Source organism: Pseudomonas corni (assembly GCF_057128765.1).
On the sequence record NZ_JBSKHW010000002.1, the window covers coordinates 385,737 to 407,431 of the forward strand.

At 58.1% G+C, this 21,695-nt stretch carries 24 protein-coding genes, 1 other RNA gene and 1 pseudogene; 14 read left to right on the top strand and 12 right to left on the bottom strand.

Features of this window, described 5'->3' with window-relative positions:
• The 5 genes from ppx to ACWKV9_RS05435 all read right to left on the bottom strand — a co-directional run bounded on the left by ppx (nucleotide 1) and on the right by ACWKV9_RS05435 (nucleotide 5,160).
• A complete protein-coding gene (gene ppx, locus ACWKV9_RS05415; RefSeq protein ID WP_483835392.1) occupies nucleotides 1-1,503 on the bottom strand; it encodes an exopolyphosphatase in 1,503 nt (500 codons plus the stop codon).
• Between the two features lie 790 nt (nucleotides 1,504-2,293).
• Nucleotides 2,294-3,031 (bottom strand): amino acid ABC transporter ATP-binding protein, encoded by a 738-nt coding sequence (locus tag ACWKV9_RS05420; protein ID WP_483835060.1) that lies wholly within the window; start codon nucleotides 3,029-3,031, stop codon nucleotides 2,294-2,296.
• Nucleotides 3,018-3,668 (bottom strand): amino acid ABC transporter permease, encoded by a 651-nt coding sequence (locus ACWKV9_RS05425; protein ID WP_483835061.1) that lies wholly within the window; start codon nucleotides 3,666-3,668, stop codon nucleotides 3,018-3,020. Before ACWKV9_RS05425 ends, ACWKV9_RS05420 begins: the two co-directional genes overlap by 14 nt.
• Entirely contained in the window at nucleotides 3,668-4,333 is a 666-nt protein-coding gene (locus ACWKV9_RS05430; protein WP_483835062.1) for an amino acid ABC transporter permease, read from the bottom strand. Before ACWKV9_RS05430 ends, ACWKV9_RS05425 begins: the two co-directional genes overlap by 1 nt.
• Before the next feature lie 41 nt (nucleotides 4,334-4,374).
• On the bottom strand, nucleotides 4,375-5,160 hold the full coding sequence (locus ACWKV9_RS05435; protein WP_483835063.1) for a transporter substrate-binding domain-containing protein: 786 nt from the start codon (nucleotides 5,158-5,160) through the stop codon (nucleotides 4,375-4,377).
• A 251-nt stretch (nucleotides 5,161-5,411) separates the two neighbouring features.
• Here ACWKV9_RS05435 and ACWKV9_RS05440 point away from each other — a divergent pair, with 251 nt between their 5' ends.
• The 9 genes and pseudogenes from ACWKV9_RS05440 to ACWKV9_RS05480 all read left to right on the top strand — a co-directional run bounded on the left by ACWKV9_RS05440 (nucleotide 5,412) and on the right by ACWKV9_RS05480 (nucleotide 14,053).
• Complete coding sequence (locus tag ACWKV9_RS05440; protein ID WP_483835393.1) at nucleotides 5,412-6,116, top strand: FadR/GntR family transcriptional regulator; 705 nt, start codon at nucleotides 5,412-5,414, stop codon at nucleotides 6,114-6,116.
• Nucleotides 6,117-6,241: 125 nt separating this feature from the next.
• On the top strand, nucleotides 6,242-6,571 hold the full coding sequence (gene trxA, locus ACWKV9_RS05445) for a thioredoxin TrxA (protein WP_331188630.1): 330 nt from the start codon (nucleotides 6,242-6,244) through the stop codon (nucleotides 6,569-6,571).
• 229 nt (nucleotides 6,572-6,800) lie between these two features.
• A complete protein-coding gene (gene rho / locus ACWKV9_RS05450; RefSeq protein ID WP_032625122.1) occupies nucleotides 6,801-8,060 on the top strand; it encodes a transcription termination factor Rho in 1,260 nt (419 codons plus the stop codon).
• A 102-nt stretch (nucleotides 8,061-8,162) separates the two neighbouring features.
• Nucleotides 8,163-10,118 (top strand): acyltransferase family protein, encoded by a 1,956-nt coding sequence (locus ACWKV9_RS05455; protein WP_483835064.1) that lies wholly within the window; start codon nucleotides 8,163-8,165, stop codon nucleotides 10,116-10,118.
• An 82-nt stretch (nucleotides 10,119-10,200) separates the two neighbouring features.
• Nucleotides 10,201-11,667, top strand: coding sequence for a 4-hydroxy-3-polyprenylbenzoate decarboxylase (ubiD, locus tag ACWKV9_RS05460; RefSeq protein ID WP_483835065.1), 1,467 nt, complete (start codon nucleotides 10,201-10,203; stop codon nucleotides 11,665-11,667).
• Nucleotides 11,667-12,635 carry a CDP-6-deoxy-delta-3,4-glucoseen reductase gene (locus ACWKV9_RS05465; protein WP_483835066.1) on the top strand — a complete coding sequence of 323 codons (969 nt, stop codon included), beginning with the start codon at nucleotides 11,667-11,669 and terminating at the stop codon, nucleotides 12,633-12,635. The genes ubiD and ACWKV9_RS05465 overlap by 1 nt, the downstream gene beginning before the upstream one ends.
• 182 nt (nucleotides 12,636-12,817) lie before the next feature.
• Nucleotides 12,818-13,492, top strand: a complete 675-nt coding sequence (locus tag ACWKV9_RS05470) for a gamma-glutamylcyclotransferase (RefSeq protein WP_483835067.1) — start codon at nucleotides 12,818-12,820, stop codon at nucleotides 13,490-13,492.
• A gap of 75 nt (nucleotides 13,493-13,567) precedes the next feature.
• A complete protein-coding gene (gene relB / locus ACWKV9_RS05475) occupies nucleotides 13,568-13,762 on the top strand; it encodes a type II toxin-antitoxin system RelB family antitoxin (protein ID WP_483835068.1) in 195 nt (64 codons plus the stop codon).
• Nucleotides 13,752-14,053, top strand: a pseudogene (locus ACWKV9_RS05480) (type II toxin-antitoxin system RelE/ParE family toxin). Before relB ends, ACWKV9_RS05480 begins: the two are co-directional and overlap by 11 nt.
• Nucleotides 14,054-14,175: 122 nt before the next feature.
• Here ACWKV9_RS05480 and glpT read toward each other — a convergent pair.
• Nucleotides 14,176-15,525: a glycerol-3-phosphate transporter gene (gene glpT / locus ACWKV9_RS05485; protein ID WP_483835069.1), complete on the bottom strand. Its 1,350-nt coding sequence runs from the start codon at nucleotides 15,523-15,525 to the stop codon at nucleotides 14,176-14,178.
• A gap of 267 nt (nucleotides 15,526-15,792) precedes the next feature.
• Between glpT and ACWKV9_RS05490 the strand changes: the two genes are divergently transcribed.
• Together ACWKV9_RS05490 and ACWKV9_RS05495 are read left to right on the top strand one after the other, a co-directional pair.
• Nucleotides 15,793-16,437 carry an energy transducer TonB gene (locus ACWKV9_RS05490; protein WP_483835070.1) on the top strand — a complete coding sequence of 215 codons (645 nt, stop codon included), beginning with the start codon at nucleotides 15,793-15,795 and terminating at the stop codon, nucleotides 16,435-16,437.
• Nucleotides 16,438-16,511: 74 nt separating this feature from the next.
• Complete coding sequence (locus ACWKV9_RS05495) at nucleotides 16,512-16,814, top strand: TonB family protein (protein WP_483835394.1); 303 nt, start codon at nucleotides 16,512-16,514, stop codon at nucleotides 16,812-16,814.
• A 230-nt stretch (nucleotides 16,815-17,044) separates the two neighbouring features.
• Here ACWKV9_RS05495 and ACWKV9_RS05500 read toward each other — a convergent pair whose 3' ends face one another.
• A complete protein-coding gene (locus ACWKV9_RS05500; RefSeq protein WP_483835071.1) occupies nucleotides 17,045-18,022 on the bottom strand; it encodes an NADPH:quinone oxidoreductase family protein in 978 nt (325 codons plus the stop codon).
• 135 nt (nucleotides 18,023-18,157) lie between these two features.
• Between ACWKV9_RS05500 and ACWKV9_RS05505 the strand changes: the two genes are divergently transcribed.
• Nucleotides 18,158-18,568 (top strand): flagellar basal body-associated protein FliL, encoded by a 411-nt coding sequence (locus tag ACWKV9_RS05505; RefSeq protein ID WP_483835072.1) that lies wholly within the window; start codon nucleotides 18,158-18,160, stop codon nucleotides 18,566-18,568.
• Between the two features lie 112 nt (nucleotides 18,569-18,680).
• On the opposite strand, the gene ACWKV9_RS05510 is transcribed toward ACWKV9_RS05505, so the two are convergent.
• Complete coding sequence (locus tag ACWKV9_RS05510) at nucleotides 18,681-19,130, bottom strand: EVE domain-containing protein (protein ID WP_483835073.1); 450 nt, start codon at nucleotides 19,128-19,130, stop codon at nucleotides 18,681-18,683.
• A 194-nt stretch (nucleotides 19,131-19,324) separates the two neighbouring features.
• On the opposite strand from ACWKV9_RS05510, the gene ACWKV9_RS05515 reads away from it, so the two are divergent.
• Nucleotides 19,325-19,474, top strand: a complete 150-nt coding sequence (locus ACWKV9_RS05515) for a hypothetical protein (RefSeq protein ID WP_483835074.1) — start codon at nucleotides 19,325-19,327, stop codon at nucleotides 19,472-19,474.
• 21 nt (nucleotides 19,475-19,495) lie between these two features.
• Here the strand turns inward: ACWKV9_RS05515 and ACWKV9_RS05520 are convergent, their stop codons facing one another.
• The 4 genes from ACWKV9_RS05520 to ACWKV9_RS05535 all read right to left on the bottom strand — a co-directional run bounded on the left by ACWKV9_RS05520 (nucleotide 19,496) and on the right by ACWKV9_RS05535 (nucleotide 20,961).
• The gene (locus ACWKV9_RS05520) at nucleotides 19,496-20,131 is read right to left on the bottom strand and encodes a 5-formyltetrahydrofolate cyclo-ligase (RefSeq protein ID WP_483835075.1); all 636 of its coding nucleotides are present in this window, start codon (nucleotides 20,129-20,131) and stop codon (nucleotides 19,496-19,498) included.
• 97 nt (nucleotides 20,132-20,228) lie between these two features.
• Nucleotides 20,229-20,407, bottom strand: a non-coding RNA gene (gene ssrS / locus ACWKV9_RS05525) — 6S RNA.
• Nucleotides 20,408-20,437: 30 nt separating this feature from the next.
• On the bottom strand, nucleotides 20,438-20,755 hold the full coding sequence (gene zapA / locus ACWKV9_RS05530) for a cell division protein ZapA (RefSeq protein ID WP_483835076.1): 318 nt from the start codon (nucleotides 20,753-20,755) through the stop codon (nucleotides 20,438-20,440).
• Nucleotides 20,752-20,961 carry a TIGR02449 family protein gene (locus tag ACWKV9_RS05535; protein WP_483835077.1) on the bottom strand — a complete coding sequence of 70 codons (210 nt, stop codon included), beginning with the start codon at nucleotides 20,959-20,961 and terminating at the stop codon, nucleotides 20,752-20,754. Before ACWKV9_RS05535 ends, zapA begins: the two co-directional genes overlap by 4 nt.
• A 161-nt stretch (nucleotides 20,962-21,122) precedes the next feature.
• Between ACWKV9_RS05535 and ACWKV9_RS05540 the strand changes: the two genes are divergently transcribed.
• Nucleotides 21,123-21,677, top strand: coding sequence for a YecA/YgfB family protein (locus ACWKV9_RS05540; protein ID WP_483835078.1), 555 nt, complete (start codon nucleotides 21,123-21,125; stop codon nucleotides 21,675-21,677).
• Nucleotides 21,678-21,695: the final 18 nt, after the last annotated feature.

Here is a 21,695-nt window from a genome sequence, read left to right on the forward strand (position 1 = left end):
TCAGCGTAGCGTAAGGATGATGCCGACTCGGGTCAGCCACTCGGCTTCCAGCCCGAAGTCGGCCTGAGTCAGCTGGTTGTTTTCCAGCCAGCCATCGGGGAACAGCACGTCCAGGCTGTTGCCATTGGCGGTCAGCACAGGCTGCGGCATCTCTTGGGTGCCGCGAATGTGGTGAAACAGGATCGCAAAGCGCAGCAGCACGCACAGGCGGATCAGTTTCACGCCTTCATCGCCAAACTCGGCGAACTTGTCCTTGGGAATGTTACGACGATGGCCGCGCACCAGCAGCGCGAGCATTTGCTGGTCTTCGCGTGAAAAACCTGCCAGATCCGAGTGCTCGATCAGGTATGCGCCGTGCTTGTGGTAGTGATAGTGCGCGATGTCGAGCCCGACTTCGTGGACCTTCGCTGCCCAGCTCAACAACTCCCGATAACTGTCGTCCTCCAGATCCCACGCCTTGGCGACTTGTTCCAGTGCGTGCAACGCCTTGCTTTCGACGCGGGCGGCCTGTTCCAGATCAACGTGGTAGCGGTCCATCAGCGAGCTGAGGGTACGTTCGCGCACGTCTTCGTGGTGATGACGGCCCAACAGGTCGTACAGCACGCCTTCACGCAGGGCGCCTTCACAGTGGTCCATACGCTGAAGTTCAAGAGCATCGAAAATGGCTTCGAGAATGGCAAGCCCCGCCGGGAAGATTGCGCGGCGGTCGGGCTTGATCCCGTCGAAATCGATCTTGTCGACTTCGCCCAGCTTGAACAGCTTACGCTTGAGCCAGGCAAGCCCCTCGGCGTTGACCTCGCCTGCACCATGGCCGTTGGCCTTCAGGGCTAGACCAATAGCGCGGATGGTGCCGGACGAGCCAATGGCCTCATCCCAGGTCAGGCGATGCAAGGCGTGCTCGATGCTCATGATCTCCAGGCGTGCGGCGGTGTAGGCCTGTGCGTACCGCGCCGGGGTGATCTTGCCGTCTTTGAAGTAGCGCTGAGTGAAGCTGACGCAGCCCATTTGCAGGCTTTCGCGCAGCAACGGCTCGAAACGCTGACCGATGATGAATTCGGTACTGCCGCCGCCAATGTCAGCGACCAGACGTTTGCCTGGGGTGTCCGCCAGGGTGTGGGACACGCCGAGGTAGATCAGACGCGCTTCTTCACGGCCGGAGATGACCTCGACGGGATGACCCAGGATTTCTTCGGCGCGGCGAATGAATTCGCCACGGTTGCGGGCCTCACGCAGGGCGTTGGTACCCACGATTCGCACGGCGCCCGGTGGCATGCCGTTGATCAGTTGGGCAAAACGCTTGAGGCAATCAAGCCCTCGCTGCATGGACTCTTCGCTGAGCTGGCGCTCGTCGTCGATCCCGGCGGCCAGCTGCACCTTCTCGCCCAAGCGCTCAAGGATGCGTATCTCGCCTTGATTGGCCTTGGCGACCACCATGTGAAAACTGTTGGAGCCCAAGTCGATCGCTGCGATGAGCGAAAGGTTGATGGCTTTGGATTGCGGCATGGAAAAAAGGCCTCGGTCGATAACCCCGACATCGTGCCACGATCCAGCACTGCCGCCAAACCGGTTGTTGCTGGGCTTGCTTCTGCCGAAGGCGTAGGAGTCCGGCTTGCCGACGATCTGCCGCGAAGCGGCAGCAAACCCAAACACCGCGATACGACTGTCACCCAGCACTGGCCGCATTTACGACTGCTGCGCAGCCGATCGCCTGCAAGCAGGGCTCCTACGCCCTTCGGGCAGAATCAAAGCCCGCGAACGCCGCCGATCGCTTCTGCCGAAGGCGTAGGAGTCCGGCTTGCCGACGATGGGGCGCGAAGCGGCCCTGAAACCAGACGATGCGGGGTGTCAGCCAAACCGCGGTGCCAGCTGCGCGGGCAAGTCGGAATGCCGCCCACTAGCTCCAACAAAAATCGGGCTCTGTAGGAGCGAACTTGTTCGCGAAGCGTCACCTGACACACCGCACTGGCCACCTTTACGACTGCTGCGCAGCCGATCGCCTGCAAGCAGGGCTCCTACGCCCTTCGGGCAGAATCAAAGCCCGCGAACGCCGCCGATCGCTTCTGCCGAAGGCGTAGGAGTCCGGCTTGCCGACGATGGGGCGCGAAGCGGCCCTGAAACCAGACGATGCGGGGTGTCAGCCAAACCGCGGTGCCAGCTGCGCGGGCAAGTCGGAATGCCGCCCACTAGCTCCAACAAAAATCGGGCTCTGTAGGAGCGAACTTGTTCGCGAAGCGTCATGCCTGACACACCGCGTTCGCCGCCTCGCCAACAAGTTGGCTCCAACAGAACAATGTTAGGCGCCCTGCTCCACCGAGCCGATGAAGTTCGCCAGCTCAGGAGTCTTCGGGTCGGCCATCAGCACTTTCGGATCGCCGACTTCATGCACTTTGCCCTGGTGCATGAACACCAGCTTGTCGCCGACTTCACGGGCGAAGCGCATTTCGTGGGTCACCATGATCAGGGTCATGCCGTCTTTGGCCAACTGCCGCACCACGCTGAGCACTTCATTGACCAGCTCAGGGTCCAGCGCCGAGGTGATTTCGTCGCACAGCAACACTTTCGGTGACATCGCCAGCGCACGAGCAATCGCCACGCGCTGCTGCTGCCCGCCGGACAAGCGATCCGGAAAGGCGTCGAATTTCTCACCCAAACCCACTCGCTCCAGCATGGCTTTCGCCAGCCGCATAGCCTCAGCCTTCGGCACCTTCTTCACTACTTGTGGCGCCAGCATCACGTTTTCGCCAACGGTCAGGTGCGGGAAGAGGTTGAACTGTTGAAAGACCATCCCGACTTTCTGCCGTAACGAACGCAGGTCAGCGCGGGCGGCGTCGAGGTATTCGCCATCGACTTCAATGACGCCGTCGTTGATCGATTCCAGACCGTTGAGCGTTCGCAGCAACGTACTTTTACCTGAGCCGCTGCGGCCAATGATGGCCACAACCTGGCCTTCTTCGACGGTCAGGTCGATGCCTTTGAGAACGTGGTGGTCGCCGTAATATTTATGCAGCGCGGAAATTCTAAGCAGAGGCATGCAGTCTCCTTTCCAGGTAGCGAGCGCTGAGCGACAAGGGGTAGCAAAGCAGGAAGTAGCCGAGGGCAACAAAGCCGTAGACCATAAAAGGCTGAAAGGTGGCGTTGGCGAGCATGCCACCGGTTTTGGTCAGCTCGGTAAACCCAATGATCGACGTCACGGCAGTGCCCTTGACCACCTGCACCGAAAAACCCACCGTCGGCGCGACGGCAATGCGCAGCGCCTGGGGCAGGATGACGTGACGCAATTGCTCAAGCGGTGTGAGCGCCAGGCTTGCCGACGCCTCCCACTGCCCTTTTGAGATCGACTCCACGCAGCCCCGCCAGATCTCGGCCAGATAGGCGCTGGTAAACAGAGTCAGCGCCAGTGCGGCGGCAAACCAAGGCGAAATATCGACGCCCATCAGGGCGACACCAAAAAATACCAGAAACAGCTGCATCAACAGCGGCGTGCCTTGAAACAGCTCGATGTAGCAGCGCGCGAGCGTTCGAAAGGCAGAGGTATCCGAGATCCGCATCGTCATGACGATCAGGCCGATCACCCCGCCTCCGATAAACGCTACCAGCGACAAAGCCAGTGTCCACTGCAACCCGGTAAGCAGATTGCGCACCACGTCCCAAAGGGTGAAATCAGACATCAGCGGCTCCTTGCGATGTAGCGACGCCCAACCCAGCCGAGCAGCTGACGAATCAACAGCGCCATACACAGGTAAATCAGCGTGGTGATAATGTAAGTCTCGAAGGCACGGAAGTTGCGCGACTGAATAAAGTTAGCGGCGAAGCTCAGCTCTTCGGTGGCGATCTGCGAACACACCGCCGAGCCGAGCATCACGATGATGATCTGGCTGCTCAATGCCGGCCAGACCTTGCCCAGCGCCGGGATCAGCACCACGTGGCGAAAGGTCTCGTAGCGCGTCATCGCCAAGGCGGCCGACGCTTCGATCTGTCCGGCGGAAATGGCCTGAATGCCTGCACGAATAATCTCCGTGGAGTACGCGCCCAGGTTGATCACCATCGCCAGGATCGCCGCCTGCCACTCGGAAATCTGGATACCAAGAGAAGGCAGCCCGAAGAAGATAAAGAACAGCTGCACCAGGAACGGCGTGTTGCGTATCAGCTCGACATAAACCCCGAAAATTGCGGAGAACGGTTGAATTTTCCAGGCGCGGACGATAGCGCCCACAATGCCCAGGCTGACCCCGAGCAATGTCCCTATCGCAGTCAGTTCAAGCGTGAACAAGGCCCCGCGCAGCAAAAGATCGCCATTTTGCAGGACCGGCATGAAGTCGAACTGATAAGCCATTTAAACGCCCCGGATCAGATGCAGTGACTAAAAAACAGCGATCAAAGATCGGCAGGCAGCGGTTGCTTGAGCCAGGTCTGGGAGTTCTTCTCCAGCGCACCGTCTTTCTTACCCGCTTCGATGATCTCGTTCACTTTGGCCAGCAATTCTGGCTGGCCTTTGTTGACGCCGACGTAAACCGGGGAATCCTTGAGCTTCACTTTCAACGCCGGGATGCGCTTGGGGTTTTTCTCGCTGATCGCGACCATGACTACGTTGCCGCTGGCAATGAGATCAGTCTGACCAGCCAGGTAAGCGGCGATGGTGGAATTGTTGTCCTCGAAGCGCTTGATGGTCACCTCTTGCGGGGCCACTTTGGTCAGTTCGATATCTTCGATGGCGCCACGGGTCACGCTGATGGTTTTGCCTTTCAGGTCATCCAGGCTGTTGATGGCCGCATCAGGAGGACCGAATACAGCCAGATAGAACGGCGCATAGGCATTGGAGAAGTCGATGACCTTTTCGCGATCCGGGTTTTTGCCGAGGCTGGAAATCACCAGATCGACCTTGCCAGTGGTAAGGAACGGGATGCGGTTGGTGCTGTTGACCGGGGTCAGTTCAAGCTTGACCTTCAACTGGTCGGCGATCAGTTGCGCGGTGTCGATGTCCAGACCACGAGGCTTCATGTCCGGGCCCACCGAACCAAACGGTGGAAAATCCTGCGGTACCGCGACTTTCAACGTGCCGCGCGCGGTCACATCGTCCAGGCCGTTGGCGTGGGCGGGGGCCTGAGTCAGCATCAGGCTGGCAAACAGGGCGGCAAACAGAGCGCTGTAACGCTTGGTCATGGGACGTCTCCGGATCGAACGAATGGTATTTCTGAAAGCAGCAGTGCACAGCCCATGCCATTCGTTGTAATGCGCCGGGAATGACGGGCTGCCGCGCGCATTTGGTCTTACTGGTCTGAACAGTCGCCGGTTTCTTCGCCCTGCTTTGGAGCGGGCCAAACCCACGGCGCACCTGGCTTGGGCGTCGCTTGCTGTAACGGTCGGATGGTTATACAAGAGGTCTTTCGATGACGAATACGCCTGAATTTGCCATGCATCCGAGCCCGATTGCAGTACCCGAAGCAGCCTTTCAAGCGATCCGAAAACTGATTGCCGAGCAGGGCTATGTCCCCGGTGACAGCCTGCCATCGCAGCGTGATCTTGCCTTGCGCCTGGGCGTCAGTCGCGCATCGTTGCGTGAGGCGTTGTCGTCTTTAAGTGCGCTGGGCGTGGTCAGCGTGCAGCCAGGCAAAGGCGTGTTCGTTCAGGCGATTTCTGAACCACAACAGAGCACGAGTGGATTTTCGTGGCCTTTTGCGGCAACCGCGTCGCCGTCCGAGACGTTTCAGCTGCGTTACGCGCTGGAAGGCTTTGCCGCAGGCCTCGCTGCCGTAACACTGACGGCCGATGAGCGCGACAGCCTGGAAGACAACGTTGAGTCCATGCGTCTGGAGCTGCGCGCCGGGGATTTTGAGTCTGCCGCGCGCCTGGATTTTGATTTCCATCGTCGCATTCTGGTCGCGAGCGGCAATCAGGCCATTCTGAGCATTATCACCGCCAGCGCTGACATCTTCCTTGAAAGCCAGAAACTGCCCTTCATACGCCCGGGCCGTGCAATGGAAACCTGGCAGGAACACCGCAAGATCCTCCGCGCCCTCGCCCGCAATGCGTCGGGCCCTGCGCAAAAAGCCATGCAGGAACACATCCGTGGCGGGGCCTTGCGTACGGGGATCGTGTTCGTGTCGCCAGCGGGGTGAAGTTTGTTCAATTAGCTGGCTGATACGCGGTCATAGCAAGAGACAATGAACCCCGGCTTCCTGTCGCGGCCTGGTGCCGCTATGATGGACCACGTTTTTTTGCCTACGACCTCGGAGAAACTCTCATGAGTAGCGAACTTATCAAACACGTCAGTGACGCAAGCTTCGAAGCCGATGTCCTGAAGGCTAGCGGTCCTGTACTGGTAGATTACTGGGCTGAATGGTGTGGCCCGTGCAAGATGATTGCCCCGGTTCTGGACGATATCGCCGGCACCTACGAAGGCAAACTGACCATCGCCAAACTGAACATCGACGAAAACCAGGAAACACCCGCCAAGCACGGCGTTCGTGGTATCCCGACTCTGATGTTGTTCAAGGATGGTGAAGTAGCGGCGACCAAGGTCGGCGCGCTGTCCAAATCGCAGTTGCAAGCATTCCTCGACGCCAACATCTGATGGCGCAAAAGCCCCGCAAATAGCGGGGTTTTTTTTGGGCGGTACACTAGACGCTTGGAAAATCAGGTGGTACATTCGGCCCCGCAACGGCTTCTCCGTTGCCCCCTGCTAGCCGTCGCCGACGCTCTCCTTTCGATTTACTACGCGATCCTGTCGCCTTCTCTGCGGCGCGGCCTCATTAAGCCAAAAGCTTAATTTCCCCCTCCATACATGATTACGTCATTCCTATATGAACCTGACTGAACTCAAGCAAAAGCCTATTACCGATCTGCTCGAAATGGCCGAACAGATGGGCATAGAAAATATGGCCCGTTCGCGCAAGCAGGACGTGATCTTCTCCCTGCTGAAAAAGCACGCTAAAAGCGGCGAGGAAATCTCGGGTGACGGCGTGCTGGAGATCCTCCAGGACGGCTTCGGATTCCTGCGTTCGGCTGATGCTTCGTATCTTGCGGGCCCCGATGACATCTATGTCTCGCCCAGCCAGATCCGCCGCTTCAACCTGCGTACCGGCGATACCATCGTCGGCAAGATTCGCCCTCCGAAGGAAGGCGAACGTTATTTCGCACTGCTCAAGGTCGACACGATCAACTACGACCGTCCCGAAAACGCGAAGAACAAGATTCTTTTCGAAAACCTGACGCCGTTGTTCCCGACCATCCGCATGAAGATGGAAGCCGGTAACGGCTCCACCGAAGACCTCACCGGCCGTGTCATCGACCTGTGTGCGCCGATCGGTAAAGGTCAGCGCGGTCTGATCGTTGCTCCGCCAAAAGCGGGCAAGACCATCATGCTGCAGAACATCGCGTCGAACATCACACGCAATAATCCGGAAGTGCATCTGATCGTTCTGCTGATCGATGAGCGTCCGGAAGAAGTGACCGAAATGCAGCGCACCGTGCGCGGCGAAGTGGTTGCCTCCACGTTCGACGAGCCACCTACCCGTCACGTGCAAGTCGCCGAAATGGTGATCGAGAAGGCCAAGCGCCTGGTCGAGCACAAGAAGGACGTGGTCATTCTGCTCGACTCGATCACCCGTCTGGCTCGCGCCTACAACACCGTCATTCCTAGCTCCGGCAAGGTACTGACCGGTGGTGTCGATGCTCACGCACTGGAGAAACCGAAACGTTTCTTCGGCGCTGCGCGAAACATCGAAGAAGGCGGCTCGCTGACCATCATCGCCACCGCGCTGGTTGAAACCGGTTCGAAGATGGACGAAGTGATCTACGAAGAATTCAAAGGCACCGGCAACATGGAACTGCCTCTGGATCGCAAGATCGCAGAAAAACGTGTCTTCCCGGCCATCAACATCAACCGCTCCGGCACACGTCGTGAAGAGCTGCTGACTGCCGATGACGAGCTGCAGCGCATGTGGATTCTGCGCAAGCTGCTGCATCCTATGGATGAAGTCGCTGCCATCGAGTTCTTGATCGACAAGCTGAAACAGACCAAGACCAACGATGAGTTCTTCCTGTCCATGAAGCGCAAATAACACGCGCAAATAAACAGGCTGAACTGCTAAAAAAGAATGGTGTCCTTTTGGACACCATTTTTTTTTGCCTGCGCTTTGTCACCAAGCGCGACAAGGAGCGTCATGCACACCTTCGGAAATCGTCGAGACATCGACGGCCTGCGCGCGCTAGCCGTTATACCGGTTGTACTGTTCCATTTCGGTCTGGGCGGCATTAGCGGCGGCTTCGTCGGTGTGGACGTATTTTTTGTCATTTCCGGCTTCCTGATCACCTCCATCATCTTTCGTGAAATCAGCGCAGGGCGTTTCAGCTTCGTCGACTTCTGGGCCCGCCGCGCCCGACGCATCATTCCTGCGCTGAGCGTGGTCCTGCTCGCCACCCTCGTCGTAGGCTGGATTCTTATGCCACCCAGCGATTATTCGCAGCTGGGTCGGGCGGTGCGTTATCAAGCCACGTTCATGTCCAACATCCTGTTCATGCGCCAGGACGGCTACTTCAACCCGGCGTCGGACTTCAAACCGCTGTTGCACACTTGGTCGCTGTCTGTCGAAGAGCAGTACTACATCTTCTTTCCGCTGCTGATGGTGGTGCTGACCCGCTATCTGCGTCAGTGGCGACTGATGTTGTTCGCCCTACTGCTGGTGTCGTTTGCGCTTAACGTCTGGATGATCAAGCGTGAGCCCGATGCCGCGTTCTTCCTGCTGCCCATGCGCGCGTGGGAATTGCTCTGTGGCGCGATGTTGGCGGTGATGCCCATGCCCGCACGCAAACTGCCGCCGATGGCGTATCAAATCATCAGTCTGGCCGGGGTCGCGGCGGTGCTGTTCGCTGTCTTTGGTTTCGACAAATTCACCCCGTTTCCAGGCTGGCCAGCGCTGCTGCCGGTGCTCGGCGCGACAGCGATGCTCTGGGCCAATGGTCAAACGTCCACTTGGGTCGGACGGCTGCTGAGTACGCGCTTGATGGTGGGCGTCGGCCTGATTTCCTACTCGCTATACCTGTGGCACTGGCCGATTTTCGTCTACGCCAACGCGGCTTCGGTCGATGGCATGCAGCCAAGAGAAGCAATGATGTGGGTGGCGCTCAGCGTGGTATTGGGATGGCTGAGCTGGCGATTTATCGAGCTGCCGTTTCGGGAAAAACGTTGGCTGGCCGGACGCAAGCCGGTGTTGGTGGGTGGCCTCATCACAATGGTCGTCATCGCCGGTGCAGGTCAGGCGATTCGCTCGGCCGATGGTGTACCAGGGCGGCTCTCGGGCCAGGCCATGCAGTACGCGAAAGCCCGCGACTGGCAAATGGGGCAGATGGAGTGCCTGCTGCAACGCGATAGCCCTGATCTGAAAAAGGTCTGTCGCTTCGGCGGGGATGCCAGCACGCCGCCGATCCAATTAGTGTGGGGCGACAGCCATGCGGCTGCGTTGCTGCCCGCGATCAAGGCTGATGCGCAGCGTTTCGCGACGCCCGTTTGGCTCGCGAGCCTGTCGGGGTGCCTGCCGATTCTAGGTCAAGAAGTACGCCCGCAATGTCAGGACTTCAACCGCCAAACGCTGCAAACCGTCCGCGAACAGCACATCCATGATGTGGTGCTGGCCGCACGCTGGAGTCTGTATTTGTATGGCGAAGAGGACGGCGACTGGCAGCACGTGCTCTATCGCAACGACAGTCGCGCCGTGGCTGAGCAGAAAGTCGCCGCGGACCTGGAAGACATGGTTGCCCAGCTGCGGGCGACAGGGGCACGGGTGTGGATTTTCAAAGAAGTCCCGCTGCAACGTCAGGGCACCGTCGGGCGACTTAGCAGCTTGGCAATGATCGGTCGCAGCGCGGAAAACGTCGGCCGACCGATAGCCGATCACCAGGCGCGCCAGCAGTTTCTCGACTCGCTGTTCCACCGATTGAGCGCGGCAGATCCTCAGGTGCACGTGCTCGATCCGGCACCGTTGATGTGCACTAGCGGTATCTGTCGTGCCGAGTTTGAGGGCTTTTCGCAGTACATGGATGAAAACCATCTGTCCGATCAGGGCGGCGAGCGGATGAAGCCGCTACTGGCACCGATTTTCCTCAGCGAAAACCCCAGATAAGGCGGGCAAATACGCGTTCGGAAGCTGCTGTCGCCCGCCAGAGCAGGTAGGATGTGCGTCTATTTGTTAAGTGGCCGGGTTAATGAAATTCAAGGATCTACGGGATTTCGTGCAGCAGCTTGAGCAGCGCGGAGAGTTGAAACGCATCCAGGTACCCATTTCCCCTGTCTTGGAAATGACTGAAATCTGCGACCGGACCCTGCGCGCCAAAGGCCCGGCCCTGTTGTTCGAAAACCCGACCGGCTACGATATTCCGGTGCTTGGCAACCTGTTCGGCACGCCAGAGCGCGTTGCGATGGGTATGGGCGCAGAGGCAGTGAGCGAGCTGCGGGAAATCGGCAAATTGCTGGCATTTCTCAAAGAGCCCGAGCCACCCAAAGGCCTGAAAGACGCCTGGTCCAAGCTGCCGATCTTCCGCAAAGTCATCGCCATGGCCCCGAAAGTGGTCAAGGATGCGCCGTGCCAGGAGATCGTGATCGAAGGTGACGACGTCGACCTCGGTATGCTCCCCGTGCAAACCTGCTGGCCGGGCGATGTCGGCCCGCTGATCACCTGGGGCCTGACCGTTACTCGCGGCCCGAACAAGGAACGTCAGAACCTGGGCATTTATCGCCAGCAAGTGATTGGCCGCAATAAAGTCATCATGCGCTGGCTCAGCCATCGTGGCGGCGCGCTGGACTTCAAGGACTGGTGCGACAAGCATCCCGGCAAGCCCTTCCCGGTATCAGTGGCATTGGGCGCGGACCCGGCGACCATTCTTGGCGCAGTGACTCCCGTCCCGGACAGTCTTTCCGAATACGCCTTCGCAGGCCTGTTGCGCGGCAACCGCACGGAGCTGATCAAGTGCCGTGGCAATGACCTGCAAGTGCCGGCCAGCGCAGAAATCGTGCTCGAAGGCGTGATTCATCCTGGCGAAATGGCTGATGAAGGTCCTTACGGCGATCACACCGGTTATTACAACGAAGTCGACAGCTTCCCGGTGTTCACGGTCGAGCGCATTACCCACCGCATCAAACCGATTTATCACAGCACCTACACCGGCCGTCCGCCTGATGAGCCGGCGATTCTCGGTGTGGCATTGAACGAAGTGTTCGTGCCGATCCTCCAAAAGCAGTTCCCGGAAATCATCGATTTCTACCTGCCGCCGGAAGGCTGTTCGTACCGCATGGCGATCGTGACCATCAAAAAGCAGTATCCGGGTCACGCCAAGCGCGTCATGTTGGGGGTGTGGTCGTTTTTGCGACAGTTCATGTACACCAAGTTCGTTATCGTCACCGACGACGACATCAATGCCCGGGACTGGAACGATGTGGTCTGGGCGATCACTACGCGCATGGACCCCAAGCGCGACACGGTGATGATCGACAACACCCCGATCGACTACCTCGATTTCGCGTCGCCGGTCTCTGGTCTGGGGTCGAAAATGGGGCTGGATGCCACGCATAAGTGGCCGGGCGAAACTACGCGGGAGTGGGGTCGCGCCATCGTCAAGGACGAGGCCGTCACTCGCCGGATCGACGACATCTGGAATCAGTTGGGAATAGATTGATGCGCGTAACCTTGCAGCCTTCGGGCGCAGTGCTTGAAATGTTGCCCGGTGAGCGAATCCTCGATGCGGCTCAGCGTCTAGGCTACGAGTGCCCCAACAGTTGCCGTAATGGCAATTGTCATATCTGCTCGGCACTGCTGGTCGAAGGCAGCGTGACACAAGACGGCGTGATCCATGACCACGGCGAAATCTACGCGTGCCTCGCTGTACCCGTCGAAGACTGCGTGGTGATGTGGGATGGCGTGCTGGCTCCGGGAGAACTGCCGATGCGCAAACTCGCCTGCCAGGTGGCCGAGTGCACAGATGTCGGCGGTGATGTTTTCCGCGTGACACTCCGCGCACCGGCTGGCAAGCCGCCTCGTTATCACGCCGGTCAGTACTTGATGATCAATCGCGATGACGGCGAGAAATCCGCTTTCTCCATGGCATCGGCACCCGAGGCGGGTCGCGATCTGGAAATACACGTTCTAGCGCGCGAAAGCAGTGCGCAGAAACTTATCGCGCAACTGCAACGCGACGGCATGGCCCACATTGAACTGCCGTTTGGCGACACGCATCTTGCCGAACTGCCGAACGGGCCACTGGTGTTGATCGCAGCCGGGACCGGCATGGCGCAGATGCACAGCCTGATCGAGCATTGCCGCGCCAAGGGTTTCCCGCATCCGGTGCATTTGTACTGGGGCGTGCGCCGTCCCGAAGACTTCTATGAAATCAGACATTGGGATGAGTGGAAGCAGCTCGATAATCTGCAACTGCACAAGATCGTCAGCGATTTGTGCGGGTGGGAAGGACGCTGCGGCATGCTCCACGAAGCGGTGCGCGAGGACATAGGCGACCTGAAGTCGATTTATGTCTACGGCAGTGGCTCTCCGGCGATGGTTTATGCGACTCTCGATGCATTGGTCGAAGCGGGTATGGATGCGCACCAGATGCGCGCTGATGTATTTGCCTACGCGCCGCGCGGCTGAGCAGACTGCCGGTGCAGGCGACGGATTACAAATTGCATGCTCCAAGGTATTCGTCTTCTCGGTGACAGATTACCGTTAAGCTTTTTGCATCGCCGGAGCGCTTCTCCGGTGGCAGTAGCCTGATGCGGCCCAATGCGATACAGGGTCGCAGCAACTGACAGTCTGGCTGTCAGGGGGAACAGATGGGGAATCAAATCAATAGCTTGGTGGCGGCAGTCCATGATGGTTTGGGGCTTGCTTATCCGCCCGTAATCGATCTGGGCCCGAAACTGACCCGCGAACAACTTATCGCCTCAATGCACGCAACCATGACCCGCCATCAGGGTGGGCCTGTCTGGTTATTCGCCTACGGTTCGCTGATCTGGCGACCGGAATGCACCGCAACCGAGCGTCAACGTGGCCGTGTCTACGGCTATCACCGTGGCTTGTATCTCTGGTCCCACGAACATCGCGGCACACCCGAACAGCCAGGATTGGTATTCGGCCTTGATCGAGGCGGCTCCTGCAGCGGTTTCGCTTACCGCCTGCCGGACGACAATCTCGAAGAATCCTTGCTTGCGCTGTGGCAACGGGAGATGCCCTTCCCTTCCTACCGCCCCCACTGGCTCAGCTGTCGTCTTGAAGATGGCACCAAGGTTCAGGCGCTGGGCTTTGTTCTTGAACGCCATCTTCCGAGTTACGCCGGCAACCTGCCCGACAGCGTATTGACCCAAGTCCTCGCCAGCGCCAGCGGCCGCTACGGCACCACCCGCGACTACGTCGAGCAAACCATCAACGCACTGCGCACCCACGCCATGCCGGATTTGAATCTGGAGGCGCGGTTGAAACGGTGTGGGGCCGTGACGGAAGTGGTGTAGCGTTGAGTTGCAATCGGTTTTCTGGTTTGAAGCCAAAACGGCTAGACTAACCGGCACCTGCAAAGGAGCCTTATCATGAGTGCCCAGCTTTCACCCATTGTTTCAGAGTTCGAATCCGAAGAACACGCCGCCCGGTATGACGCATGGTTCCGCGCGAAGGTTCAGGCGTCCCTCGAAGATGAATGCCCGAACGTCACACATGATCAAGCCATGACTGAAATGAAGTCGCGACTCGCCACCAAACGTAAACAGCGACGCAATGATCGTTGAGTGGCGAGCTGGAGCGCTGGCCGACCTGCTTGAAATTCTTGAATACATTGATGAACGAAATCCGAGAGCGGCAGATGCTTTGCAGAACGAAATCCGAGAGCGGCAGATGCTCTGCAGAACGACATCGAGAACGCCACTTCCGCTCTTCCTGAGCACCCTTATCTCTACCGGAAGGGTCGAATACCGCTTACGCGTGAGATTGTCGTACATCCCAATTATCTGGTCGTCTATCGCGTCACTGATCGAATCGAGATCGTAAGCGTGCTGCATGCCCGACAAGAATATCCCTGAAAACAAATCTGCCCCGGTAGGAGCGAACTTGTTCGCGAGGCGGTCATCCGGCAACAAATGTTCCTTCCCAGATAAACGCTTCGCGAACAAGTTCGCTCCTACCGGGTTACGCCATTCGATCGTTACGCGGTTGCCTCACGACTGGTGCTTGCAACGCGCGTATGCCAGAGCGTCGGCGCGAGGAAGACCATCGACAGCACACAGGCGATGATCAGCAGGATGAAGCCGCCATCCCAACCGAAGTGGTCCACGGTGTAGCCCATCAACGCACTGGCCGCGACAGAGCCTCCCAGATAACCGAACAGCCCCGTGAAGCCCGCTGCCGTGCCTGCCGCCTTCTTCGGTGCCAGCTCAAGCGCCTGCAAGCCGATCAGCATCACCGGGCCGTAAATCAGGAAGCCGATGGACACCAACGCGATCATATCGACCGTCGGGTTTCCCGGCGGATTAAGCCAGTAGACCAACGTCGCGATCGTCACCAAAAACATGAACACCATGCCGGTCAGGCCACGGTTGCCGCGGAAGATTTTGTCCGACATCCAGCCGCACAGCAGCGTCCCCGGAATACCTGCCCACTCATAAAAGAAGTAGGCCCACGACGTTGTATCGACCGTGAAGTGCTTGGCTTCTTTCAGATACGTCGGAGCCCAGTCCAGCACGCCATAGCGCAGCAGGTAAACGAAGACGTTGGCCAGCGCGATGTACCAGAGCATCTTGTTGCGCAGCACGTATTTGACGAAGATTTCCTTGGCGCTGAATTCTTCCTCATGGCTCGCGTCGTAGCCCTCCGGATAATCGTTCTTGTATTCCTCAATGGGCGGTAGACCCACCGACTGCGGCGTGTCGCGCATGGCCACGAAGGCAAACACTGCAACCAGCAGCGCAACGGCAGCGGGTACGTAAAACGCCGCGTGCCAGTCATTGGTCCAGCCCAGACCCAGCAAAAACAGTGGCCCGATCAACCCGCCGCCCACGTTGTGCGCGACGTTCCACACCGACACTACGCCGCCACGCTCTTTCTGCGACCACCAGTGCACCATCGTCCGCCCACTCGGCGGCCAGCCCATGCCCTGCGCCCAACCGTTTATGAACAGCAAGATAAACATGATCGTCACGCTGGACGTCGCCCAGGAAGAAAACCCGAACACGAACATCACCGCAGCCGACACCAGCAGGCCGAAGGGCAGGAAGTAACGAGGGTTAGATCGGTCCGACACGATGCCCATCAAAAACTTCGACAGCCCGTAAGCAATCGCAATCGCTGAAATGGCGACGCCCAATTGGCCGCGCGTGTAGCCCTCGTCAATCAAGTAAGGCATCGCCAAAGAGAAGTTTTTTCGAAGCAGGTAGTAACCGGCGTAACCAAAGAAGATACCGGCGAAGATCTGCCACCGCAGTCGTCGGTAAGTGCTGTCAACCCGTTCCTCGGGCAAGGGCGCCTGGTGTGCGGCAGGGCGGAAGAAGGCAAACATCGTGGCTCTCCATTTTTCTTATATTGTTCTGCGAATCCGAATATTACATTTTCATTACAGAAAATAGGAAGGCTTCTCATCGGATAAACCGCAAGAAACACGGGCTTTGACGTGTTGGAATATGAACATGACGTGAATGTGTAACCAGTAGCGACATGTTTAGGATACGTCCTACATGAGAACCAGACTCGATAACCTTATTTCAGGTGGCTCCAGGCCATAGCATTCCGACATCAAAACAATGAGCGATGGTTGGAGAGTCAAAGGATGAGGTTCTGCGTAGTAATAGGGTTTCTGTTGTGTGCATTTCAGGCGCTTGCTGCTGATGTCCTGTTGATTCCCGAACAGACACCGAAGCCGGAATTCCCCCGACAGCTGATCGACACACGTTACACCGGCAAGGTGCGCGTCCATCTGACCATTGCAGCCCACGGCGGCATTCAAGCGGCCAGGATCATTGAGAGCAGCCACCCGGCCTTTGCCGAGGCCACTCAACGCGCCGTTGTTGGATGGCGGTTTCAGCCGTGGACTACCGATAACGGCGAACCTTCCACGCTGGAATTTACCGTTCCCATTCTTTTCGGCGCTCGCGGAATTGAGCCCTTCTCATCAGAAATCACCGTCGGCCTGCGCAATACGTTGTGCGCGTACCTCCTTTACGAAGTGAAGGCCAGCCTTCGTAACTTCGCAGAACAACCGCTGAAGAACGTCGACGTGTTTCAGTACACCCAAGAGTTTGTGAATGGCGCGTATGTCCAAAGGCTCAAGCCCGACCCGCAAACGCGCGCAACACTGGTCGCGCAAATGGAAAGCGCGATACCCAGGATCGTCAAACACTGCAAACGCAATCCGGACCATCCCGTCGCGTATTACCTGCCCAAGGGGATTCGGGAAGTGTTGGTGGGGTTGTGATGGGCGCTCACGCCTCGAAGGGAATTTTGGGTGCTGCGGTGTTGGTGTGCATCGCTGCCGGTTCACCGCCCGCTATGGCGGACGGGGAGAAATATGATCCGGAGTATGAGCACTACGTTGCGCCTTTCTATCCTCCCTATCTAGGAGATAAGGGCATATCCGGATGCGTAAAGCTCAGTTACATCGTGCAATGGGAGGGCTCAGTAAGCGACATCCATGTTCTTAAGGCAACGCATCCACGGTTTGCGAATGCTGCGACCTTTGCGGTGGCTCGGTGGCGATTCAAACCCTGGGAGGTTTCGGAAGAGAAGCCAGCGTCAGTTCAGTGGATAGTGAATATGCATTTCACGATAGATGAGGAGAGGGGGTGCCCTTGAAAGCGCCAACGAGAATTCTCTGGCTGCATTCCTCGTGACAATTTCCAGCATGGCATACGCTGATGATTCACCCCCGGTTCGAACGTTAGGATCCGCCCACATTTCCCCTCGCCAGCTACCTGAAAACCGGCAGCTGTTCGTGAGTCGGTGGAATACCTATTCGGGATGGATCGGGTTGAGCAACGGCTGCGGATGGTCATGCCAAGGCAGGGTAAGTCGGAATTCGCCGACTACCTCACCCCAACAACCACCTTCCCAACCGCCCGCCTCTGCCCCAACGAATCAATAGCCGCCCCCGCCTCACTCAACGGATAAACCTTCGACACCAGCGGCTGCAATTTCCCCTCCCCAAACCACTTGAACAACTGCCCAAAGTTCGCCGCATTGTCCTGCGGTTGCCGCTGCGCAAAAGCCCCCCAGAACACCCCAATCACGGACGCGCCTTTGAGCAGCGCCAGGTTTACTGGCAGCTCAGGAATACGCCCGCTGGCAAATCCGACCACCAGCAGTCGGCCGTTCCAGGCGACGGAGCGCACGGCGAGGTCGAAGAGATCGCCGCCCACCGGGTCGTAGATGACGTCGACGCCATTGCCATCGGTGATGCGCTTGAGTGCGTCCTTGAGGTTGGTTTCGGTGTAATTGATCAGGACGTCGGCGCCTGCGTTTTTGGCGACTTCGAGTTTTTCGGCGCTGCTGGCCGCAGCGATCACGCGAGCGCCCATGGCTTTGCCGATTTCCACGGCGGCCAGGCCCACGCCGCCGGACGCACCCAAAACCAATAGGGTTTCGCCGGGCTGCAGGTTTGCGCGCTGCGTGAGCGCGTGCATTGAGGTGCCGTAGGTCATGCTAAATGCGGCGGCGGTGGTGAAGTCCATCCCATCCGGGATGGGCAGGACGTTGTAACCCGGCACGGCAACTTGTTCGGCGAAGCTGCCCCAACCAGTCAGCGCCATCGCGCGATCACCGACTTTCAAGTGCGCAACCTTTTCACCCACGGCTGACACCACGCCCGCTGCCTCGCCGCCCGGTGAAAACGGGAACGGCGGTTTGAATTGGTACTTGCCCTCGATGATCAGTGTGTCCGGGAAATTGACCCCGGCGGCGTGCACGTCCAGCAGGATTTCATTCTTCTTCGGGACTGGGCTCGCAGCGTCTTCCAGCACCAGGTTTTCGGCAGGACCGAAGGCTTTGCACAGCACGGCTTTCATCGGGGCTATTCCTTTTGGAGTGATGGCCGATAAGTGTAGGTAGAGCGGTTGCGTGGTCAATGAGCATGCCCGGGCCTGATAAGCGTGCATAAGCTGAAGTAAGCTGTGGCGCAAACGCAGATTGAGGAGTGGATTGTGAAAGCGTGGACCCTGATGTTGCTGGCCCTGTCGATGCCCGCTATGGCGCTGGCTGAAGAAGGCGGCAAGGAAGAAGACGTAAACAAAGTGGCGTATGTCGCGCTGACGCCGCCCTTCGTGGGCAATTACTCACTGGACGGCGGCCCCAAACTGCATGTTTACAAAGCCGACGTAGCGCTTCGTGTGACCGGCGCCGACGCGCAGAAGGCAGTGAAAACCAACGAGCCGCTGATTCGTAATCAGCTGGTTGCGCTATTCACCCAGCAGACTGTCGACAGCATGAGCAACGTCGACGCCAAGGAGAAGTTGCGTCAGGAAGCGTTGAAGCAGGTTCAGCAAGTCATGAACGACGAAACCGGCAAACCGGTGGTTGAAGATTTGTTGTTCAACAACTTTATTGCTCAGTGACCCACTCGCCTCTGTAGGAGCGCGCTCGCCCGCGATGAAGGTGTATCAGGCAATACATTATTGACTGTCAGTATTGCCATCGCGGGCAAGCGCGCTCCTACAGGGTCAAGCATTACTTCAGTGCCAACACCGCCGCCCATTGCTCGTTAGTCACGGGCATCACGGACAGCCGACTGCCCTTTTGCACCAGCGGCAAATCCTCCAGCGCAGATTGCTGCTTGAGAAAGGTCAGGCTGAGGACAGAAGCAAAAGCTTCGACGAAGGCGACGTTGATCGCGCTCCAGGGGTTTTTCTCTTTGCTGGCCTTGAGGTCGAAGTAATGGCTTTTCTTGTCCAGCGCGGTGGGGTCGGGATAAGCGGCTTCGATGATTTTGCCGATGCCCGCAATGCCAGGCTCCGGGCAACTAGAGTGATAAAAGAAGAACTGGTCACCGACGGCCATTTCGCGCAAGAAGTTGCGCGCCTGGTAATTGCGAACGCCGTCCCAACGCGCGTCTCCCAGCTTTTGCAAATTGCTGATGGAAAACTCATCAGGCTCGGATTTCATCAACCAAAAGGCCATCTTTTTTCCTCCGGAAAGAACAATTGGGCAGGTTGTCCTACGCTTTTGTGACAAATCGACAGTCGGTTGGCGCCAGCATTTGCGTGTGCGATGAGGTTGCCTCAGAATGCGCGGATTTTAAGGGTACACCGTTACTCGGCCTATCGAAAAATGCCATAAACGGGAGGTAATGATGTGCCAAAGGGAGGCAGTCAATGAAACGCAAGCCGGATTTATTGTGGATATTGGTTATTTTGTTCGGCTTGGGGATCGTGACCACTGGCTACGCACAAAGCTTGTGGTCTGCCAAACCGGACGCACCGGTTGAGATCGCTCAACAGCAGCCTAAACAAGGCCATCGCTGATTCAATGCAGCAGCGCAGAATTCAAACTTTCTGCGCCAGATACCAACGCTGATCCGACACCGTCCCCTGCAGCGGCACATCCCAACTGGCCTGCGCCAGTCTCTGCACCTTCTGACACTCATGCGCCATACCCAGCAGCACCGGCTTTTGCCAGGCTTTCCTGCGCGCGCGATACGCCAGGCTACGATCGTAAAACCCACCGCCCATGCCCAAACGACCACCTTCATCATCGAAACCCACCAGCGGCATCAGAATCAGATCCAGCGCCCAGATCTTGCGTTGGCGACGAGGGTTGATGTGGGGCTCGGGAATGCGAAAGCGATTGGGCCGGAATTTCTCGCCCGGCCGCACGCGCTGGAACACCATCTTGGTGCTCGGCCAGGCGTTCAGCACCGGCAGATACGTCGCCTTGCCACGACGCTGCGCTTCACGCAGCAACAGCCGAGGGTCGATTTCTCCATCCATCGGAAGGTACAGCGAGACATGTCTGGCGCGGCGAAACAATGGATGTTGCGCGAGCTGGCGGTACAAACCGCGAGCAGCGGCGCGCTGTTCGGCACGTGACAGTGCGCGACGTGCCTTGCGCAGTTGACGGCGGAGCTGGGGACGAGAAAGAGAGGCAGGATCAGTCAGGGAAGCAGAGCCGGAAGAGGTCATGCAGGCTGGTCCGTAGAGGATGAAGGCGATCGCGAATGACGGTTTTTCCGCGACTCCCACCGCCAGACAAGGTGTCCGGCCATGGGCAGATATTCGAAGACTCCCCGACGAACCGCTGTCGGTGTAGCCCTTGAACCCGAAAGTTCAAGGTGGAGATTGCAGGAGGTTTTAAGGCTTTCCGTCGAGCGGACATGCACACCAACCCCAACTTGCAACCCCCGTGGTTGTGCGTATCGGCTCAGGGACATGACCGACTGGCAAGCACTCCAGGGAGCGGCGCCAGTATACCCAAACATCTGGCAAGTATCAGCCTTGCGGTTTCTCCGGATCCGTGGCAAGGACCAGGTCCACTCGATCCAGTAGATCCTTTACCTGCTCTCGCGTGGAACCGTTGGTCTGTAACTGAGGGAGGTCTTGTTTGTGCAGCAAATCGTGAGTGATATTCAAGGCCGCCATTACCGCGATGCGGTCAGCACCGATGACTTTTCCGCTGCTACGGATTTCACGCATTTTGCCATCCAGGTAACGCGCTGCGCTGACCAGATTGGTGCGCTCTTCCTGGGGGCAGATGATCGAATATTCTTTGTCGAGGATCTGAACGGTGATGCTGTTGCCATTGCTCATGTGTCTTGCTCCAGGGCCTTGAGGCGCGAAATCATTGACTCGACCTTTTGCCGGGCGATTTCGTTTTTTTCAATGAGGTGAGCGCGTTCCTCGCGCCAGGACTTTTCCTGAGCTAATAAGAGTCCGTTCTCGCTTTTTAGTTGCTCGACACGATTGATCAATAACTCCAGTCGAGCCATCAGCGCTTGCAGGTCGGTGTCTTCCATTGTTTTCCACTGAATACTTTCAGATGAGCGGCGCAGAAGCTGGGCCGGAGCTAGCCTCGACTTTGTGAGCGATGCGCACCCCGATAGCTTGGGCATGTCTGCCGGTGCTAGGATACAAGGCCTTCATTCTAGACATTGCGCCGCTTGGCGCCTAGTTGCCCATGCCTAAACAGAATTCCCCGTACAACGCGTTCGCGACCCTGCTCAACGGCAGCGGTCATCCTGTGTCTCCTGCTGAACTGCACGGTCTTTTGCTGGGCCGCAGTTGCGCAGGCGCAGGCTTCGAAGCCGAAGGCTGGTTTGCCGACGCATCCATGCTGCTGGAAAAGGAGCCTGAAGATAACGTTCGTCAGGCATTGATCGGCCTGCAGGAGATGGTCAAAGGCGAACTGACCAGTGATGACATGACCGTCGTTTTGCTGTTGCCTGGTGATGACGAACCCCTGCCCGAGCGCGCTGCTGCTCTGGGCCAATGGTGCCAGGGCTTTCTTGCCGGTTTCGGTCTGGCCGGCGGCAATAACACCCTGAGCCCCGAAGCGTCCGAAGTACTGCAGGATCTGGCCGCCATCGCCCAGGTTCAGGACGCGCTGGAAGAGTCCGAAGACGGCGAAAGCGACTACATGGAAGTCATGGAATACCTGCGCGTCGCCCCCCTGCTGCTGTTCACCGAGTTCAACAAGAAAGCGGCCCCCGACGCCAAACCGTCTCTGCATTGATTGTTCATCTGCGCCGAA

What these genes read in the sequence shown, in the direction of transcription:
- ACWKV9_RS05425 (WP_483835061.1), bottom strand. Translation starts at nt 3,668, where the DNA reads ATGTCTGATTTCACCCTTTGGGACGTGGTGCGCAATCTGCTTACCGGG.
- ACWKV9_RS05465 (WP_483835066.1), top strand. Translation starts at nt 11,667, where the DNA reads ATGCGCGTAACCTTGCAGCCTTCGGGCGCAGTGCTTGAAATGTTGCCC.
- relB (WP_483835068.1), top strand. Translation starts at nt 13,568, where the DNA reads ATGAGTGCCCAGCTTTCACCCATTGTTTCAGAGTTCGAATCCGAAGAA.
- zapA (WP_483835076.1), bottom strand. Translation starts at nt 20,755, where the DNA reads ATGAGCAATGGCAACAGCATCACCGTTCAGATCCTCGACAAAGAATAT.
- ACWKV9_RS05430 (WP_483835062.1), bottom strand. Translation starts at nt 4,333, where the DNA reads ATGGCTTATCAGTTCGACTTCATGCCGGTCCTGCAAAATGGCGATCTT.
- trxA (WP_331188630.1), top strand. Translation starts at nt 6,242, where the DNA reads ATGAGTAGCGAACTTATCAAACACGTCAGTGACGCAAGCTTCGAAGCC.
- ACWKV9_RS05500 (WP_483835071.1), bottom strand. Translation starts at nt 18,022, where the DNA reads ATGAAAGCCGTGCTGTGCAAAGCCTTCGGTCCTGCCGAAAACCTGGTG.
- ACWKV9_RS05540 (WP_483835078.1), top strand. Translation starts at nt 21,123, where the DNA reads ATGCCTAAACAGAATTCCCCGTACAACGCGTTCGCGACCCTGCTCAAC.
- rho (WP_032625122.1), top strand. Translation starts at nt 6,801, where the DNA reads ATGAACCTGACTGAACTCAAGCAAAAGCCTATTACCGATCTGCTCGAA.
- ACWKV9_RS05420 (WP_483835060.1), bottom strand. Translation starts at nt 3,031, where the DNA reads ATGCCTCTGCTTAGAATTTCCGCGCTGCATAAATATTACGGCGACCAC.
- ACWKV9_RS05520 (WP_483835075.1), bottom strand. Translation starts at nt 20,131, where the DNA reads ATGACCTCTTCCGGCTCTGCTTCCCTGACTGATCCTGCCTCTCTTTCT.
- ACWKV9_RS05470 (WP_483835067.1), top strand. Translation starts at nt 12,818, where the DNA reads ATGGGGAATCAAATCAATAGCTTGGTGGCGGCAGTCCATGATGGTTTG.
- ACWKV9_RS05510 (WP_483835073.1), bottom strand. Translation starts at nt 19,130, where the DNA reads ATGGCCTTTTGGTTGATGAAATCCGAGCCTGATGAGTTTTCCATCAGC.
- ACWKV9_RS05495 (WP_483835394.1), top strand. Translation starts at nt 16,512, where the DNA reads ATGGCGGACGGGGAGAAATATGATCCGGAGTATGAGCACTACGTTGCG.
- ubiD (WP_483835065.1), top strand. Translation starts at nt 10,201, where the DNA reads ATGAAATTCAAGGATCTACGGGATTTCGTGCAGCAGCTTGAGCAGCGC.
- ACWKV9_RS05435 (WP_483835063.1), bottom strand. Translation starts at nt 5,160, where the DNA reads ATGACCAAGCGTTACAGCGCTCTGTTTGCCGCCCTGTTTGCCAGCCTG.
- ACWKV9_RS05490 (WP_483835070.1), top strand. Translation starts at nt 15,793, where the DNA reads ATGAGGTTCTGCGTAGTAATAGGGTTTCTGTTGTGTGCATTTCAGGCG.
- ACWKV9_RS05515 (WP_483835074.1), top strand. Translation starts at nt 19,325, where the DNA reads ATGAAACGCAAGCCGGATTTATTGTGGATATTGGTTATTTTGTTCGGC.
- ACWKV9_RS05455 (WP_483835064.1), top strand. Translation starts at nt 8,163, where the DNA reads ATGCACACCTTCGGAAATCGTCGAGACATCGACGGCCTGCGCGCGCTA.
- ACWKV9_RS05535 (WP_483835077.1), bottom strand. Translation starts at nt 20,961, where the DNA reads ATGGAAGACACCGACCTGCAAGCGCTGATGGCTCGACTGGAGTTATTG.
- ACWKV9_RS05440 (WP_483835393.1), top strand. Translation starts at nt 5,412, where the DNA reads ATGCATCCGAGCCCGATTGCAGTACCCGAAGCAGCCTTTCAAGCGATC.
- ppx (WP_483835392.1), bottom strand. Translation starts at nt 1,503, where the DNA reads ATGCCGCAATCCAAAGCCATCAACCTTTCGCTCATCGCAGCGATCGAC.
- glpT (WP_483835069.1), bottom strand. Translation starts at nt 15,525, where the DNA reads ATGTTTGCCTTCTTCCGCCCTGCCGCACACCAGGCGCCCTTGCCCGAG.